Here is a 17,283-nt window from a genome sequence, read left to right on the forward strand (position 1 = left end):
TGCCTGCACGAAAGCGCCAGAAGATTGCTAAGCGGCCCGCACCCCGGCCCGCGAGGGTCTTTCGGGAGCGCTCCGCTTCGAGTCACTGCGCCGACGCGAGGCTCGCGATCACAAATTGGCCGCGGAGTTGTGTGTGGTCGACTAGTTGTCGGCCGTTTTAGCGAAGATTTTCTGCCGGGTTAGTGGTTAGATTCTTGTCGAAAGGGCTAGAAAGCAGATGACGGCGCCCATGTCCGTTCAAGAAAATATCAGATGCCTCGACGCCCAAGGCTCCCTGGACGCGAAATCACCCGCACGTTGGGCATCGGCCAGTCGTGCCTAAATAACTGGGTCCGCTAGGACCAGGTCAATCGAGGCGAGTCACCCTGTGCTACGAGCTCCGAGAGCGCACAGCTGAGGCAGACCCGGCTAACTCGTCTACAATCGCTTGGTCAGGACTTAGGAGGTTCGCGTGCCGGTTGGCAAATCTGCTCGACCATCCTCGAACAGGGATGACGAGATCATCGACAGCGTGATCGGCGGGCGCTACCGCGTGACCAGCCTCATCGGGCGCGGGGGCATGGCTTCGGTATACCGCGCCGTCGACCAGTCGCTGCCGCGTGAGGTCGCCGTAAAGCTGATGCTGCCGGGGATGGCCGATCCCGACGAAATAAGCCGCCAACACAACGAAATCGACACCCTCGCAGCGCTCAACCACCATGCACTAGTGACCCTTTTCGACGCGGGTACTGAGAAGACACAGACCGCTGATCGTGTGTTTCTCGTGATGGAGTTCGTTGACGGGCCGAACCTGAGCGAGGTGATGACAGCGCCGCGTCCGCCAGGGCTGGTCGCGCATCTCGGCGCCGATATTGCGGAGGCCCTGCATTACATGCACGGCCGGGGAATCGTGCACCGGGACGTCAAGCCGGCCAACATCCTGCTGGCGCATTCGGAACTCCCCGGCCGCCAATTTCACGCGAAGCTCGCCGACTTTGGCATTGCTCGATTGGTCGACGGCACCAGACTGACCTCAACTGGCCTCATCATCGGCAGCGCGAGCTACTTAAGCCCGGAACAGGCGCGGGGCAGTGAGACGGTAGGAGCATCCGATGTTTACTCGCTCGGTCTCGTGCTGTTGGAAGCCCTGACCGGCGAAAAAGCTTTCCCCGGAAGCGCCATCGAAACGATAAGCGCGCGATTGAACAGCACGCCAACCGTGCCGGACACCTTAGGCGAGGTCTGGGCCCAGCTTCTGACAAATATGACAGCGCTCGATGTTGAACATCGGCCGCCTCCCATGGAAGTCGCCGTCGCGCTGCGAGAGCTTGCCAGCTCGCACCAGGGCACGGATGCGAACTTCGTCGCCCCGATCGACACGCTCGACTCGCCTAGCAATGGCGATGGCGATGGCGATGGCGATGGCGATGAGGGTGGAACGGCGCTTCAGGCGACCAAGGCATATACCGCGGTAGTGACTGGTGCAACCGAGGTGTTGAGCCGGTCAGAAGCGTCGACCCAGGCACCAACACGAGTTGCGACTCCCTCGCCCGGCCGCCCGGAACCGAAAGTCATCGCACCGAAGCGCCCGGCCGGACCTACCCGCAAAAAGACCATCGGCTTCGCTATAGCTGCCATCGTCGTCATTGCCGCAACAGTTGGTTCGATTGCTTGGTCGAACTCCCAGCCTCCGGCCGCCGCACCCGCGCCGACCTATCCGGAGGTATCCGGCGAGCTTGGAACACACCTCAAACAGCTTCAGGAAAGCGTGACACCATGAGCGTTGTGAGACATGTGGCCGCTCGAGTCGTCGCTGTAACATGCGCGGCGATACTGGTCACCGCAGCACTCACCGGGTGTGCGCCGACCGAGCCTGAGCTCGACTCTGCTGCAGCATCGAAAATGCAGGAATCCGTCTCCCTTGTTACCGAGGCAGCCGCCGCTGGCGACCCCGCCGGCGCCCTCGCCGCTCTTGACGCCCTCGAGGCACAGCTGAAGGAAGACACCGCATCCGGCGCGATAAGCGCTGATCGCAGTGCCCGGATTCAGGCGTCAATCGACCTCGTTCGTGCCGACCTCACCGCCGCCCTGCCCAAACCGGAACCGGAACCGGAACCAACACAGACCGAAGAGGACCCTGGCAAGTCGGGCGACAAGGGCAGCAAAGAAGACAAGGAAGACAAAAAAGACGATTAGGGCGCACTTCCTTTTCCTTTGGCTTTCTGATGGCACCCAGTGGGTGTTGCCGTAGACCCGGGCGAGCGCCCACGACTCTTGCGACTGTGACCCGATCGGGCCAGTGACCCTCAAGGCAGAGATGGCCTGTCCTGCCGAGGCGCGGATCTGCTGCGCGGCTCAGAGTTGTTGTAGACGCTCCGCAAGGCGTGGAGCCGCTACAGAGGGAGACTGAAATGCCGTTCATCCAGGTCAAAGTCATCGAGAACGTCTTCAGTGACGACCAGAAGAAGGAAATGATTCAGAAGCTCACCGATGCCATGGTGGGAATCGAGGGCGAGAACATGCGTGCTGTCACGTGGTGTGTTGTCGAAGAGGTCCGCAGCGGCAGCTGGGGCATCGCCGGCAACCCGCTCTCTACCGCAGACGTGAAGGCGTCGGCGGAGGGAGGGCCATAATGAAGGGATGACGTCCCTTTCGTCGGCCCAAGCAGCATTAGACGCCGGTTCGTGGCAGGTCGCACGAACCGCATTTCTCGCTGTGGCGGAGGAAACTGCGGATCCCCTTGCCTACGAGGGCTTGGCCCAGGCCGCCTGGTGGCTAGACGAAGGCGCAACGTGTGTCGGCTCCCGAGAGACGGCATACCGGCGTCACCGCGAGCTCGGCGACTCGCTCGGTGCGGCGCGTGCTGCCACCAGCCTGGCCTGGGACTCGCTGTTGTTCGGCCATGGCGAGGCTGTGGCACTCGGCTGGTGGACGCGGGCCGAGTCGCTCCTTGAGGTAGTCGGTATGGCACTCCAGGGCGTCGCAATGACGAGTGTAGGAAACGTCGAGGGTGGCATGGCCAAGCTCGACGCGTCGGTAGCGGCTGCGACATCTGGCGATGTCGTCGACCCTATGTGGATGGGGAAGGTGTGCTGTTGGCTCATCATCGTGTGCAACCGCAATAGGGACGTGACGCGAGCGGCTGACTGGTGTCGCCGTGTCGAAGCGATCTGCGCCGAACGCAATCTCGCGCCCCTCTTCAACGTGTGCCGCATCCAATATGCATCCGTCCAGGTGGCCCGCGGGTCATGGAGCGAAGCTGAGCGCGAACTTACCGGGGTCATTGAACGGCTCTCGGGGTCACAACGCACTTCCCGGCTCGAGGCGGTGGTGCAGTTGGGAGAGCTACGCCGCCGCCAGGGTCGATTGGATGAGGCGGAGTCTCTTTTTACACAGGCTGAGTTCCACCCCGTGGCGATCAGCCGGCTCGCTCGGATACACCTGGCCGGTGGCGACTCTGCGAGCGCGTGGACAGCAATCCGGGGCCTCTTGGATCGGCTGCCGCAGAATAGCCGCGTTGTTCGCGCAGACGTGCTCTACCTTGCGGTAGTCGCCTCGCAGGCCGCAGGCGAGGTGGAGGAAGCGCAGCTTCTCGCGGACGAGCTCCGCCTCACCGCAGAGTTGACGCGCACTGATTCGCTGATGGCCTCCGCTTTGACGAAGCCCACACTCGGCTTTCCCTTGCGGAGGAGCTTCTCGCGACGGGTGACAGGTCTGCAACCCAGCATCACCTCGCGCTCGCAACAGATGTCTTGACCGAGCTGTCTGCGGATGACGATTTGGCGCATGCACGCCGGCTCGCTAAAGCAGCTGGCGAACCATTCGATGGTCAACTTTCCCCCCGCGAACTCGAGGTATCACGGTTGGTGTCTCAAGGATTGAGCAACCCCGAGATCGCGGTGTCGCTCGTGCTGAGCGAACACGAGCACGCTAAAGGCGAGGATGAGACGTCTGGCCCGGGAGGCTACGTCGGCTTCATAGATTGGCTAAACCGAAAGCTCTTTCCTATTCTTGGCACGCCAGATTTTGGACCCTACGAGAATGTCGTCGAGAAGGTCGCTGACGCGGTCTGCCCCGTGTGTGGGCGGCCGATTTCTGAGCACTTCATTGACCACTCAACGCCAGAGACAATTCTCGACTGCCCCGTTGAGCACAAACCAATGCCCTTCGACGGCTCTCCGCTGAACGAGCTCGGAATGAACAAGCCCTCCACCGAGAGCTGACCCAAAACCGCGTATGAGAGAATCGGGCATGGCTGAATCGTGGCGTCGCACACCGACCGAAAGTGCTGTCACTTTCGAGATCGATACCTCGGCGTCCATTCCGCCGTTCGAGCAAATCAAGGCTCAAGCCATCGCCCAGATCGCGAACGGTGAACTCCTTGCCGGCACCAAGCTCGCTACCGTGCGCCAGCTCGCGAGCGACCTCGGCATCGCCCCCAACACTGTTGCGCGTGCCTACCGCGAACTTGAAGCCGACGGCTTTCTGCTGTCACGCGGTCGCAACGGCACCGTCGTGAAAGCACGACCCGGCGATGCTGCAGCACTGCTCCAGCTCGATGCGAAGGCCTATGCCAACCGCGCAGCAGAACTCGCTATCAGCGCAGACGAAGCGCTCCGCTTCATCACCATCGCGCTTCAGAAATAGTCTCGACGCGGAGCTAGCTATCCTGCTTACCGACTCAGAGAAGCGGAAAGCGCGGTTGTTGTTTAGATCGCGGGCTTAAGATGGCGGACGCTTCCCATTCGCTGCATTTTGGCAAGGGGCGTGAACCGCTTCCAGCCACTCTTTTTCCCATGAATGCTGCGCCGTCGAGAAAATGAGGGCCGCATGTCATGGCGGGATTTCGTCGTCGGACAGAGAGAAAGGGCGTTACTCCGAGGCATGCTTACTCCACCAGAGCTAGAGCTTACCGAGAAGAGACCATGCACACGCCGTCTGGCACGCTCCAGCTGTCTAGACATAGTTCGGAGCGGAGGGCCCGTACAGCTCGTTCAAGATCGCACCCTCTAAATGAGCATGGCCAAGACACAGAACCTTGCGTTTTGACGAGGCCATCCTTCTATCCCGTCCGGTAGCGTTCGATCATGGAGAACTTTGATTTGGCATACCAGGCAATGACGTCACTCGCGCCAATAATCGAAGAGGCCCGCGAATCCCAGGCGAACGAGGCGGACACACGCTTCAGAGTAATTGACACCTTGCTTACCGACGTCCTTCAATGGCCACAGCGGGCGATCCAAAATGAACTGCATACCGAGAGCGGTTATATGGACTATTGCGTTGGCAGCTCGGGTGCGCAATTCGTCCTAGAAGCAAAGCGGGCCGGTCTAAATTTCGAGCTTCCGAATAGCGCGACCTCCGCCGTTGTCTCTATCCCATCAATTTTGTCGGGCTCTGCGTCAGGGAAGAGCTTGCAAAAGGCTCTCGAGCAGGCTTCGCGGTACGCACAGGAAAGAGGCGTACCTATAGCTTGCGCTTTTAACGGTCATCAGTTGATCGTGTTTTTCGCATCCAGAACTGACGGGCTAGCTCCGCTCCAAGGACGTGCCCTCATCTTCGGGAGTGAAAAAGCACTTCTCGATGACCTGCTCATTCTTTGGAATAATTTGTCCCCGTCCGGGATCGCAAACCGAGTTCTTCATCAGACACTTCAATCGTCCGTTCCCTTTCCTCCAGATCCGTTAGCCTTTCGGCTACATGATTACCCGGGCAGTCAACGCCGAAACGAACTCCAAACTGGACTCCAGATCCTCAGCGACCTCTTTCTTGGAGATCTAGAGGATCTAGAGGGGCTACAGGAGGACTTCCTTCGAGAGTGCTACGCCTCAAGCGGCGCGCTGTCCCAATACGCTGAAGTCAGCAAACAAATTCTGGCCACTCGTTATGAATTACTCACGGACGCTGGCAGTGCTTCGGTGCACGAGGCTAGCGGCCGCAAGGGAGTGTCGCCTGGCTTCACCTCTGACGTAATGCAGGCCGCGCTCTCGAACAGACCGATAATTCTTCTGGGTGACGTCGGATCGGGCAAGAGCACGTTTATCGAACGACTCATTCATATCGATGCCAAAGAGGTATTGGGAGAAAGCATCAGTCTTTACGTCGACTTCGGCGCATCTTCAACATTGAAATCCCTCTCAGAACATGTTCTTGATGCTTGCGTAGCCCAACTTCGCGACACATATGATACCAACATTCTCGGCCTCAAGTTCGCGGAGCGCGCTCTAAAGAAAGAATTGTCCCTCTTCGACGAATCTCCCGAAGGATCACTGAGAGACGTGGATGAGGCCGCATATCGATCCGCACGCATTCAGTTCCTCAAAAATGAAATGGCCGATCGGTCGAACTACCTACGCAAAGCCTTCGACTGGATCAAGTCGTCCTGGCGCCGGCAGGTAGTGATATTTCTCGATAATGTCGATCAGCGAAACGCGCAAGATCAGAATGATGTGTTCTTGATCGCAAACGAGCTGGCCCGAACTTGGCCAGCCACAGTCTTTGTCGCGCTGCGTCCCGAGACGTTCTACACCTCAGAAAGAGAAGGTGCGATCTCTGGATATCACCCGCGTGTGTTCACGATATCTCCGCCACGTACCGACGTCATGCTGAGCCTTCGAATCGACTTCGCTCTTAAGCAATTACGGGACGCCGGCCGACTGAATTCGTTTCCCAACGGCGTTCAGGTTGATAGCGAGACACTGGAGTTGTTCTTGCAAACCTTGTCGGACAATCTAAGAGCGAATGTCCCGTTTGTTCGCGTCGTAGATAATTTGGCGGGGGGCAATATGCGTATGGCGCTTCAATTCGTAACCGACTTTGTTGGTAGCGGGCATATCAATACACAGAAAATAATCGAAGTCCAAAAGCGTGTCGGGCGCTATACAATTCCGGATCACGAGTTTCTCCGATCAATCATGTTCGGCGACAACAGGTACTACGATCCTGATTCGTCCCCGGTACCCAATCTCTTTCGCCTGACCAGGAGAGACCCAAAAGAACACTTCATCCTTCCCTTGTGTCTCGCGCACATTCAGAAAGCAGGTGAACTTGAGACCGATCACGGTTATGTAGCTTCGGGCGAGGTCTATCGCTATCTCCAGAGCCTCGGGTTCGAAGCATTGGAAATCGCTGAATGCCTCGAGTACGCTCTTCGTTTTCGCCTCATTGATTCGACTGGAAAGTACGGTAAGGCGGCGCACGAAGAAGTTTTTCGGATCACTACGGTAGGCGCTTACTGCTACAAGACCCTTATACAAAAATTCACTTACATCGATGCAATTTCTGTGGACATCTCGATTCTGGATGACCACGTCCGCCCAGGGATAGCGGAGTCCTTTGACCTCCGCCAGAGGCTCGACAGGGCGGAGCTGATACTCGGCTATCTCGATGAACAGTGGACCTATGTCCCGAACAGTCCGGACTGGAACTGGGAGGATACGGCAAAGGCACTATGGGCCGACCTTAGAAAGGTGAGAGGCCGACTTCCTGTATAGCTCAGTTGGTCGGGCAGACGCAAATAATTGGTGTCTCAAACCAGAGCAAGTGGCGGTCTTCGCTAAGTTTCACAAACGCGGAGTCAGTAAATGCGTGCCGCTTACCGACCTCTCCTAAACGCTTTTCCTCGTTGGGCTCAAGTACTCCAAGGGATCTCCCGCACCACAGAGTCTCCGAGCTGACTGCGCATGGGCTAGAAAGTTCCAACCGCCGCTTGAGAAAATGGCAGAACACCAATCCACTGCGTAGCGCTCGGGAAACAGCGACGCCGCGCGAGCGCAGGCGCCAGCCCACGCTCACGAGGCTCAAAGCCTAGCGAGCTACCGCAGCACCCCAAGCTCGCGCGCCTTCGACACTGCGGCAGTGCGCGACGACACATTCAATTTCGAGAATATGTGCACGAGGTGCGACTTCACCGTTGTTTGCGAAACAAACATCTCCCCGGCAATCGCCGCATTCGACTTGCCCTGAGCCACCAACTCCATGACCTCAATCTCACGCTTACTGAGACTGACCTGCGGTGCCCGCATACGATCAAGCAACCGGCCAGCAATCACCGGAGCCAAAACGCTCTCCCCCGCAGCCGCCGCACGCACTGCCGCAATCACCTCATGGGGTGGTGCATCCTTCAGCAGATACCCACTGGCCCCGGCCTCAACAGCACCCAGAATGTCGCCATCGGTGTCGTAGTTAGTGAGAATCAAGACATACGGGGCCGCATCGAGCGCACGGATGCGGCGTGTGACCTCCGCCCCAGACTCCAACGCTCCGAACTGCAAATCCATCAGAATGACTCTCGGGTTCGCTGACTGCACGAGAGCAAAAGCCTCAACCGGTGGGGTCAGCGTCAGGTTGACAATAACCGTGGTGCCAGCACCGAGTTGTGAGTCTACGGTGAGCGTTCCATCCAACTGTTCGACCCGTTCGCGCGTCGCCGTGAGCCCGAACGAATCAGAGAAGCCGCGAGCCGAGGCAGCCTCTACCCCCTCGGGGTCAAAGCCACGCCCATTGTCAGAAATCGTGAGCCGAACATCCGAATGGTCGCGCTCGATCGAGATCGTGGCCTGCGTCGCTTCGGAGTGCTTCACGACATTCGCCATTGCCCCTTGCGCAATCCGCAACAACGCAGTCTGCACGGGCATCGGCAGGTCAAGCGCATCGGCAACACGCACGCACACTTCGCGCTCAGGGCTCTGCCACTGAGTTTCCGCCAAGCGCCGCAGCGCCGCGCCCATCCCCTGCTCCACGAGGGCAGCCGGGGCCAACTCCCGAATGAAATTGCGGGTCTCGGCGAGATTGGCGGCGGCAGCCTCGCGGGCAAGGCGCACATGCTCGAGGCCCGCAGCATCCGGGTCAGCACGCTCTGCCGCATGCAGCAACAGTTGGATGCTCGACAGCCCCTGCGCCACAGTGTCATGTATCTCGCGCGCCAGTCTCGCTCGCTCCGCCAGCACACCGGATTCGCGCTCCGTTTGCGCTAGCTGGTCGCGCGTCTCAAGGAGTTGCTTCACCAACAGTTCTCGTTCCGCTGCCTCGGCCGCGAGCGATTTGTAGCCGAGGCCGATCACGATCGCGACACCGGCGCCGACGAGCGGGCCGACGACTCCCCCGATGGTCCACTCGTGGTGAAGTCCGAGTGCAACGATCGCGAGTGCCGCCACCCTCATCCGACCTGACTCGGGTCACGTCATGATCGATGATGTGGATGCCGCCCACCTGTCAGCCACGGAGGCCACGGTGCTGCGCCGCGACACCATCGGTATCGTCTTTCAACAGGACAATCTGCTTCCGTCACTGACGGCAGTCGAACAGCTTGCCGTGATGAACGAACTGGGCGCACGCCATGGCCGCCGCCAGCGTGCCGCCGTCACCACACATGCCCGTGAGCTGCTCGTTGACGAACCGACCAGCGCTCCCGATCAGGAGCGCGGTGCCAGCATCATCGATCTCATCCTGCACCTGACCAATGAACGCAACACGTCAACGCTGCTCGTCACCCACGATCTCGTTCACTTGCCGCGGATGCACGCGGTCGTGAACATGGTCGATGGTGGCCTCTCCACCGTGCGCAGTGAGGTGCTGGTTACCGCAGGGTAGCGAGGTGCCGACTACTGCCGGCTACTGCGGGCTACTGCGGGCTAGTGCCCGGTGACGTCGGAGTCGACGCCTGACCCCGGAACGTCAATTGCGGCGATCGCTTCTAGGTCACGCGAATCGAGTTCGAAGTCGAAGATCGCAATATTGTCGGCCAACCTCTCAGGGTTGATCGACTTCGGGATCGCGACGAGCCCATTCTGCAGGTGCCAACGCAGCGCAATCTGAGCTGCTGAACGTTCGTGCTTTTCCGCAATTTCGAGCAACACGGGCTGGTCGAGAACGCCCTTGATCGGGCTCCACGCTTCCGTGACGATCCCGCGGGAGTCGTGGTACGCGCGCTCGGCCAGGCGAGCGTTGGTCGGCGACAGGTCGACCTGATTCACCGCAGGAACGGTCGTCGCAGCATCCGCGAGCACATCAAGGTGGGCTGGCTTAAAGTTTGAGACCCCGATTGAGCGGGCAAAGCCGTCAGCGTGCAGCTTCTCGAAGGTGCGCCAGGTGGAAAGAAATTCGCCACGCTCGGGCAGCGGCCAGTGTATGAGCAGCAGATCCACATATTCGAGATCGAGGCGTTCGAGGCTCTCTCGCAGCCCGTCGATTGCGCGGTCTTCGCCCTGAAATTCGCCGTCGAGTTTGGTCGTGATGAAGAGTTCGTCGCGGTCAATGCCGCTGCGCCGGATGCCCTCGCCAACGCCCACTTCGTTGCCGTACTTCACCGCTGTGTCGATGTGGCGGTAGCCGAGTTCGATCGCTGTCGGAACAACAATCGCGACTTCAGCATCGCTCAGTGGCCACGTACCGAGACCGAGTTGGGGAATGCTGTGGCCGTCATTCAGCGCTATCGAAGAGATCATCTTCTTAGGCTAAACGACGGCCACCATAATTCGTCGGGACTCGCTTTAGCGAGTTATACCTCGAGTGCTGACATTGCTGGGTCGGGGTTTCCGAAGCGGTGTGCCGTGATCGACAGCGACTGCTCCTGCACGAAGATCAACAGTTCGACGCGACCAGAAGTGGTGACCGGTCCCGACCACACCGCCACGTCGGGGTTTCCCTCAACGGCTTCAGCAAGATCGACAGCTGAACCACCGATGAGGCGCACCCGGTTGGTGTTGAGCTCACCCTTGGCTGCGCGTTCGTTCCAGCGAGCATCCGATTCAACAAGAACTTCGGCAACCGAGACGGCAGCATTTCCTGACTCGAACAACTCAGTGAGCAGCGACGGCAGCGGGATAGCGGAACTGATGTGAATGGTCGAGCCAACACGAGCAGCACCGGCGATCATCCGCACCAGGTGACCCATGGATTCGCCCTCGGAAAGCCTGATGGTGACGGGAACCGCGCGGTAACGGAATACGTTGCGCTCAACGCCGAGGTCTGACACGTCACGGCTAATACCGAACTCGGTCTCCCACGCACGCTGGTCGCTTTCGGCCGCACGACGAACGCGGTCGAACTCGTCGAATTCCATGCCCGACTGCGCCTTCTTGATAACCGAAGACACCTGATCGCTGAGGCCACGAACCTGAATGTCGCGAGCGGCGGGCTGCTCAACGGCTTCCCACTGCCCGAGGGTCATCAGGTAGTTGGGTCCGCCAGCCTTGGCGTGGCAGCCAACGGCTGAACGCTTCCAGCCGCCGAAGGGCTGGCGGCGAACAATTGCGCCAGTGATTCCGCGGTTCACGTAGGCGTTTCCGGCCTGAACTTCATCGAGCCACCGAGCGACCTCTGTTGGATCAAGCGAGTGGATGCCTGCGGTCAGTCCGTAGTCCACGGCGTTCTGCATGGCGATCGCTTCGGTGAGGTCCTTGGCGCGCATGACGCCGAGAACGGGGCCGAAGTATTCGGTCATGTGGAATTCGCTGCCAGGCACGACACCGGTGCGAACTCCGGGAGTCCACTGCTTGCCTTCATCATCAAGCTGACGCGGCTTCACGAGCCAGCTCTCGCCGGGAGCGAGAGTGGTGAGGGCGTTAAGCAACTTGCCTTGGGCGGCTTCAACGATCGGGCCCATCATGGTGAGAGGGTCCTGTGGAAGGCCGACGCGCAGAGTGCGCACCGAGTCAACAAGCTGACGCTCGAAACGTTCACTCTTGCCAACGGAACCGACCAAGATCACGAGAGAGGCCGCCGAGCACTTTTGCCCAGCGTGTCCGAAGGCGCTCTTAGTGACGTCAGCGACGGCGAGGTCAAGGTCTGCGCTCGGCGTGACGATGATCGCGTTCTTGCCACTGGTCTCCGCCAGAATCGGCAGGTCATTGCGCCAGGAACGGAACATCGCGGCAGTTTCCCACGCCCCCGTCAGGATGACGCGGTCAACAGCGGGGTCGGCAATCATGACGCGACCGAGTTCACGATCCTTCAGATCAACGAACGCGAGAACTTCACGCGGCACGCCCGCTTCCCAGAGCGCTTCGACCATTACGGCGGCACTGCGCTGCGAAAGCTTCGCTGGCTTGATGATGACGCCACTGCCCGAGGCTAGCGCCGAGAGTACGCTGCCAGCGGGAATGGCAACCGGGAAGTTCCACGGCGGAGTAACGATGATGAGCTTTGACGGCACGAACGTAGCGTCGTCGATCGCCTCAAGGTCGAGAGAGCGCTCGGCGTAGTAGTGCGCGAAGTCAATTGCTTCACTGACCTCTACGTCACCTTCTGCGATTGTCTTACCGGCTTCGGTAGCCATTACCTCGATGAGGCGGGCACGCGAGGCTTCGATCGCGTCGCCGGCGCGGTGCAAAATCGCGGCGCGTTCTGCGGCGGGCATACCGCCCCAGTTCGCTCCGGCGGCCGTGACGGAATCGAGGATGCTCTTCATCTGCTCGGGAGTGGTGACAGCGCCAGCCTTGACGGTGTCAACGCCGAGCTGGGAGTCGCCGCTGCGTGCCAGGATCGCACGACCCCAGGTGCGGTTTTCGCCAATGGCTGGGTCGGTGTCTGCCACATTGTTGAAGGGCCGTTCGCCGATGATCGCAGCAGGCGTGGAGCGGTTCTGCGCGCGATTGGTGGTCTGGGCTGGCGTGTTGAGGTTCGCGAGCGAAGCCAAGAAACGGTCCTGCTCGCGCACGAAGATGTGTTCGTTGCTGGAAAGCTCGAACAGTCCAGACATGAAGTTCTCGGTGCTGGCGTTCTCTTCGAGGCGGCGCACGAGGTAGCTGATGGCCGAGTCGAACTCGCTCGGCTGAACAACGGGCGTGTACAGCAGCAGGCTTCCGACATCCTTCCTGACTGCTTCGGCCTGACCGGTAGCCATTCCGAGCAGCATTTCGAACTCAATGCCATCGGTGACGCCACGCTCTTGAGCGAGGTGCCATGCGAAGGCGATATCGAACAGGTTGTGCCCGGCAACACCGATGCGTACGGCGTCCACGCGCTCGGGGGTGAATGCCCAGTCGAGTACTCGCTTGTAGTGGGTGTCGCTGTCTTGCTTGGTGCCCCAGGTGGCCATCGGCCAGTGGTGGGTGACCGCGTCAACGTGTTCCATAGCAAGGTTGGCGCCCTTAACGACGCGCACCTTGATGGAGGCTCCGCCGCGAGCGCGACGAGCCGTCGACCAGGTGGTGAGTTCCTTGATCGCGTCGAGGGCATCAGGCAGGTAAGCCTGAAGAACAATGCCAGCTTCGAGTTCGAGCAGCTCTGGTTGGTCAAGAAGCTTCTCGAACACCGCGATGGTGAGGTGGAGGTCTTTGAACTCTTCCATGTCGAGGTTGATGAACTTCTTCTCTGGACCGTTCAGTGCGAGAAGGTAGAGCGGGGTGAGGCGGTCGACAACACGGTCGACGGTCTCGTCGAAGGCCCACATGGAAAGCTGAGACACAACCGACGACACCTTGATGGAGACGTAGTCAACGTCATCCCGCTGCAACAGTGCGCGCGTGCCGGCAAGGCGGTTGTCTGCCTCGTTATCACCAAGCACGGCTTCGCCGAGCAGGTTGAGGTTGAGGTTCACACCCTCACGTCGCAGGTGAACGAGGGCTTTGTCGAGCTTGGCCGGGGTCGCATCGATGATGAGGTGACCCACCATGCCGCGGAGTACCCGACGTGCGATCGGAACGATTACCCAGGGCAGCAGTGGAGCAAAGCCTCCACCGACAAGAATTGCAAAGCGAAGGTACCACGGCAGGAACGCCGGGATGATGTGGGTGAGTCGCTCAAGGTTGCGACCGGCGACGCGTAAATCTTCGGGGCGCACAACCGTGTCGATGAAGCCGAGGGTGAATTCGAGACCGTTGGGGTCCTTCAGGACTCCGGCGAGGCGAGTAGCACTCGCATCGGTCGGAAACTCTTCGCTTTCTGCCAGCCATCGGCGCACCGTACTGATTGTTTGGTCGGCAATCTGCTGGTGTGATGCATCGAGGTTGTCGGTAAAAGTTGACATGCTCACGAGAATAGGCCTCCGAACGGGGTAATGGCTGGAACTCTCAGTGTGAACCCCACAGTGCCTTTAGCAAAAGCGACGGAATTCGCATGGTTTACGTTAGAATAAATTAACGATTGGTGGAGAAATGCTCGACGTTCGACGACTACGACTTTTGCGCGAACTCAAGCTGCGCGGAACCATCGCCGCGGTAGCCAGCGCACTCAGTTACACCCCCTCCGCAGTCTCCCAACAACTGGCCCTCCTTGAAGAAGAAGCACGGGTTCCACTGCTGGTTAAAGCGGGCCGACGCGTGCAACTCACCCCCGAAGCAGAGCTGCTCGTCGAGCACACCGTCGCCCTCCTCGAACGCCTTGAATTGATGGAAGCGGAGATCCATTCCTCCCTCACCGAAGTGCGCGGAACCGTGCGCTTGGCCGTGTTCCAATCGGCGGCCCTCGGCATCATCCCCCAAGCCCTCAGCGCTATCGCAAACGAACACCCGCAACTGCGCATCGAGATGACCCAGCGCGAACCCGAAAGCGCACTCTTCGAAACCTGGACCCGCGAGTTCGACCTCGTGATCGCCGAACAGTACCCCGGGCACGCAGCACCCCGGCATCCCGACCTCGACATGATCCCGCTTTATGCCGACGAACTCTCCCTTGCCGTACCCATCGACAGTGGAATCAGCACCCTTGCCGACGCCTCCCGCAGCGCGTGGGTGATGGAACCGCGCGGCACCGCATCCCGTCACTGGGCAGAACAGCAATGCCGGCGAGCGGGAATCGAACCCGACGTGCGCTTCGAAACCGCCGACCTTCAGGCCCACATCCGGCTCGTCGAATCGGGCCACGCCACCGCAATTCTGCCGGGCCTCGTCTGGGGCACCCGCACACCTACGGTCGCGTTGCGCCCCATGCCCGGTCTGCCGCGCCGAACCGTCTTCACCTCAGTGCGCGACTCGAGCGTCAGCCGACCATCGATCGTGGCGTGCCGAACCGTGCTCGAACAGGTCGTTCAGGCACTAGCCCCCGAGTAGCGGAACCCTTAACTGACCCGCCCCACGGGTGCTGACCAGTTGTTGCCCGCGACACGACGAAGCGGGCCGCGCCCGAAGGTGCGACCCGCCCGCAAGACGCTGAGCCTGGAGGTTAGTCGGCAGTGCCGTCTTCGACCTCAACGCCGTTTACGTCGTCGCTAGTGTCTTCATTCTGGGCGCCGGGGCCATCATCAGCGGTCTCGCCGTCGTTGGTGCCGTCCTCGACGCCGTCGTCAGCGGTCTCGCCGTCATTCGTCTCGTTCTCGATGGCGTCATCGTCGGCAGTTTCGCCATCGCTGGTGCCGTCCTCGATGCCGTTGTCGGTACCGTTACCGGCCTGCTGCACCTGGTTGGTGGGTTGTGGAGCCTGTGCTGCTGCGGTGAGCGTCGCGCCTCCGGCGAGTGCCAGCACGATCGCGAGCGCTGCCCCACCAATTGCCTTGGTCTTCTTCTCCATGAGTTGATCCTTTCGTTGGTATTGGCAGCGGTACTGCGGCCACACAACAACGTTACGAATCTGGCCGTGAGATCAAGATGAGAGCAGAAAAGTCATCAGGTGGGGCACAGGCTAGGTGTCTTTGAGTTCAGCGAAGCGTGATCCGCAGAGTGGCAACGGTGCCGACGCCAAGCTCCGAACTGATGCCAAGGCTCCCCCCGTGGGCGCGGGCGATCTCGTCGACGAGCGCGAGCCCGAGCCCATGCCCTTCGCGGCTGCGGGCAGCATCGGCGCGCCAGAAGCGATCGCGGGCGTGGGCGAGTTCGGCAGCCGACATCCCGATGCCGGTGTCCCGAACCTCGATGACCGCGCTCGCACCGAGCACCCGGGTGCTCACGCGCACCGTTCCTTCTGCAGGAGTGAACTTGCGGGCATTGTCGATGAGGTTGCTGATCGCTCGGCGCAGCAACTCTTCGCTGCCACGTGCTCGCACACTGCCCGGTTCACGTCCCGGCTCATGTCCGGGCTCACGTCCCGGCGCACGTCCGATCCCTTCGGGTGGCAGGTCGACGGTGATGGCAGCAAGGGCAGGCTGGCGAGCGGATGCTTCGGCTGCGGCATCCACGATCAGTGCGTCTATCTCGACCTCGGTAAATGATTCGGCAAGCTCGTTCGAATCCCCCCGCGAGAGTAGGAGGAGGTCGTTTGTGAGCCGAACCAACCCGGCGGTCGCGTCAGCAGCCACACGGATCGCCCGCTCATATTCGGCGGGCGTGCGCGAACGGGTGAGTGCGAGTTCGAGCTCGCCTTGGACTACCGCAAGTGGCGTGCGCATTTCGTGCGAGGCCCCATCGACGAAGCGCTGTTGTAGTTCATAGCTGCGGCGCACCGGGGCAATTGCCGCGCGGGCCATCAGCCAACTAGAAATGGGCACGACCAGCAGCAATGCGACATAGATCATAACCAGAGCGCCTCTGAGCGTCTCGAATCCCTGCTCGGCACTCGCCAAACCGCCCTCACCCTGCACGTCGGCAGTGTCGAAATCGAAGGTGCCGATCACATAGAAGTAGACGGCGAGCGCAAACGCGCCGAACAACACCAACTGCACTGCGGTATAGGCGAGGGTGAGACGACGGATCGCTCGACGGAAGATCATTCGCTCGGCCCAGACTGCTGATCCGTCGCGCTCTGTTCAATCACGTAACCCGACCCTCGCCGCGTCTCGATCACATCTGGCTCGCCCCCAGCTGTCAGCTTCTGACGCAGGTAGCGGATGTACGTCTGCACGACGTTACTGAAACCTTCGTAGTTGCTGTCCCAGGCGTGGTCAATGAGTTCGGTGCTGCTGACGATGCGTCCAGCGTTGCGCATGAGGTACTCCAGCACGGCGAACTCCTTGGCGGTGAGTTGAATACGCCGCCCAGCACGCTCGGCGGTGCGCGTCGATGCGTCGAGTGTGACCCCGCTTACCGAAAGCACCGGAGCCTGCGCCTGAGGTGAGCGGCGCAACAGTGCACGCACTCGAGCGAGTAGCTCGACGAGGTGGAATGGCTTCACGAGGTAGTCGTCGGCGCCCGCGTCGAGCCCCTCCACTTTGGTGCGCATCCCATCCAGGGCTGTGAGCATGAGCACCGGCACACTGGTGTCGATTTCGCGGATGCGTCGGCACACGCGCATGCCGCCGAGTTCATCGGTCGCAAGGCCAGGCCCGGGAAGCATGAGGTCGAGAACAACAAGATCGTAGGTGGCATCTACTTCGTACGCCTCGATGCCGCCCGGCACATCGTGGGCGACGTTGGTCGCATATCCGGCCTCGGCAAGGGTGCGACGAATCACATCGGCGAGACGCACGTCGTCCTCGATGATCAACACCTTCAT

14 protein-coding genes and 2 pseudogenes are annotated in these 17,283 nt (G+C 60.4%); 9 read left to right on the forward strand and 7 right to left on the reverse strand.

What is annotated here, in order from left to right:
- Window positions 1–451: 451 nt before the first annotated feature.
- The 7 genes from ABD112_RS03580 to ABD112_RS03610 all read left to right on the forward strand — a co-directional run bounded on the left by ABD112_RS03580 (window position 452) and on the right by ABD112_RS03610 (window position 7,472).
- Window positions 452–1,759, forward strand: a complete 1,308-nt coding sequence (locus tag ABD112_RS03580; protein WP_343923241.1) for a serine/threonine-protein kinase — start codon at window positions 452–454, stop codon at window positions 1,757–1,759.
- Window positions 1,756–2,175, forward strand: a complete 420-nt coding sequence (locus ABD112_RS03585; protein ID WP_343923243.1) for a hypothetical protein — start codon at window positions 1,756–1,758, stop codon at window positions 2,173–2,175. The genes ABD112_RS03580 and ABD112_RS03585 overlap by 4 nt, the downstream gene beginning before the upstream one ends.
- Window positions 2,176–2,390: 215 nt before the next feature.
- The gene (locus ABD112_RS03590) at window positions 2,391–2,612 is read left to right on the forward strand and encodes a tautomerase family protein (RefSeq protein ID WP_343923245.1); all 222 of its coding nucleotides are present in this window, start codon (window positions 2,391–2,393) and stop codon (window positions 2,610–2,612) included.
- Window positions 2,613–2,619: 7 nt separating this feature from the next.
- A complete protein-coding gene (locus ABD112_RS03595; RefSeq protein ID WP_343923246.1) occupies window positions 2,620–3,735 on the forward strand; it encodes a tetratricopeptide repeat protein in 1,116 nt (371 codons plus the stop codon).
- A complete protein-coding gene (locus tag ABD112_RS03600) occupies window positions 3,732–4,202 on the forward strand; it encodes a LuxR C-terminal-related transcriptional regulator (RefSeq protein WP_343923248.1) in 471 nt (156 codons plus the stop codon). The genes ABD112_RS03595 and ABD112_RS03600 overlap by 4 nt, the downstream gene beginning before the upstream one ends.
- 28 nt (window positions 4,203–4,230) lie before the next feature.
- The gene (locus ABD112_RS03605) at window positions 4,231–4,626 is read left to right on the forward strand and encodes a GntR family transcriptional regulator (protein WP_343923250.1); all 396 of its coding nucleotides are present in this window, start codon (window positions 4,231–4,233) and stop codon (window positions 4,624–4,626) included.
- Window positions 4,627–5,066: 440 nt separating this feature from the next.
- The gene (locus ABD112_RS03610; RefSeq protein ID WP_343923251.1) at window positions 5,067–7,472 is read left to right on the forward strand and encodes a hypothetical protein; all 2,406 of its coding nucleotides are present in this window, start codon (window positions 5,067–5,069) and stop codon (window positions 7,470–7,472) included.
- Between the two features lie 321 nt (window positions 7,473–7,793).
- On the opposite strand, the gene ABD112_RS14580 is transcribed toward ABD112_RS03610, so the two are convergent.
- Together ABD112_RS14580 and ABD112_RS14585 are read right to left on the reverse strand one after the other, a co-directional pair.
- Window positions 7,794–8,708, reverse strand: coding sequence for a LuxR C-terminal-related transcriptional regulator (locus ABD112_RS14580; RefSeq protein ID WP_425563796.1), 915 nt, complete (start codon window positions 8,706–8,708; stop codon window positions 7,794–7,796).
- A 24-nt stretch (window positions 8,709–8,732) separates the two neighbouring features.
- Window positions 8,733–9,140 (reverse strand): annotated as a pseudogene (locus tag ABD112_RS14585) (histidine kinase); the annotation flags it as partial.
- Between ABD112_RS14585 and ABD112_RS03625 the strand changes: the two are divergent.
- Window positions 9,109–9,570, forward strand: a pseudogene (locus tag ABD112_RS03625) (ABC transporter ATP-binding protein); the annotation flags it as partial. The pseudogenes ABD112_RS14585 and ABD112_RS03625 overlap by 32 nt on opposite strands.
- A 41-nt stretch (window positions 9,571–9,611) precedes the next feature.
- Here the strand turns inward: ABD112_RS03625 and ABD112_RS03630 are convergent.
- Window positions 9,612–10,424, reverse strand: a complete 813-nt coding sequence (locus tag ABD112_RS03630; RefSeq protein WP_343923253.1) for an aldo/keto reductase — start codon at window positions 10,422–10,424, stop codon at window positions 9,612–9,614.
- 53 nt (window positions 10,425–10,477) lie between these two features.
- A complete protein-coding gene (locus ABD112_RS03635) occupies window positions 10,478–13,948 on the reverse strand; it encodes a bifunctional proline dehydrogenase/L-glutamate gamma-semialdehyde dehydrogenase (RefSeq protein ID WP_343923255.1) in 3,471 nt (1,156 codons plus the stop codon).
- A 127-nt stretch (window positions 13,949–14,075) separates the two neighbouring features.
- Between ABD112_RS03635 and ABD112_RS03640 the strand changes: the two genes are divergently transcribed.
- Complete coding sequence (locus tag ABD112_RS03640; protein WP_343923257.1) at window positions 14,076–14,969, forward strand: LysR substrate-binding domain-containing protein; 894 nt, start codon at window positions 14,076–14,078, stop codon at window positions 14,967–14,969.
- 112 nt (window positions 14,970–15,081) lie between these two features.
- Here the strand turns inward: ABD112_RS03640 and ABD112_RS03645 are convergent, their stop codons facing one another.
- The 3 genes from ABD112_RS03645 to ABD112_RS03655 all read right to left on the reverse strand — a co-directional run bounded on the left by ABD112_RS03645 (window position 15,082) and on the right by ABD112_RS03655 (window position 17,283).
- Entirely contained in the window at window positions 15,082–15,426 is a 345-nt protein-coding gene (locus tag ABD112_RS03645) for a hypothetical protein (RefSeq protein ID WP_343923259.1), read from the reverse strand.
- Between the two features lie 127 nt (window positions 15,427–15,553).
- The gene (locus ABD112_RS03650) at window positions 15,554–16,561 is read right to left on the reverse strand and encodes a sensor histidine kinase (RefSeq protein WP_343923261.1); all 1,008 of its coding nucleotides are present in this window, start codon (window positions 16,559–16,561) and stop codon (window positions 15,554–15,556) included.
- Window positions 16,558–17,283, reverse strand: coding sequence for a response regulator transcription factor (locus ABD112_RS03655; protein WP_343923263.1), 726 nt, complete (start codon window positions 17,281–17,283; stop codon window positions 16,558–16,560). The genes ABD112_RS03650 and ABD112_RS03655 overlap by 4 nt, the downstream gene beginning before the upstream one ends.

It is taken from the genome of Rhodoglobus aureus (assembly GCF_039527955.1).
GTDB lineage: Bacteria > Actinomycetota > Actinomycetes > Actinomycetales > Microbacteriaceae > Rhodoglobus > Rhodoglobus aureus.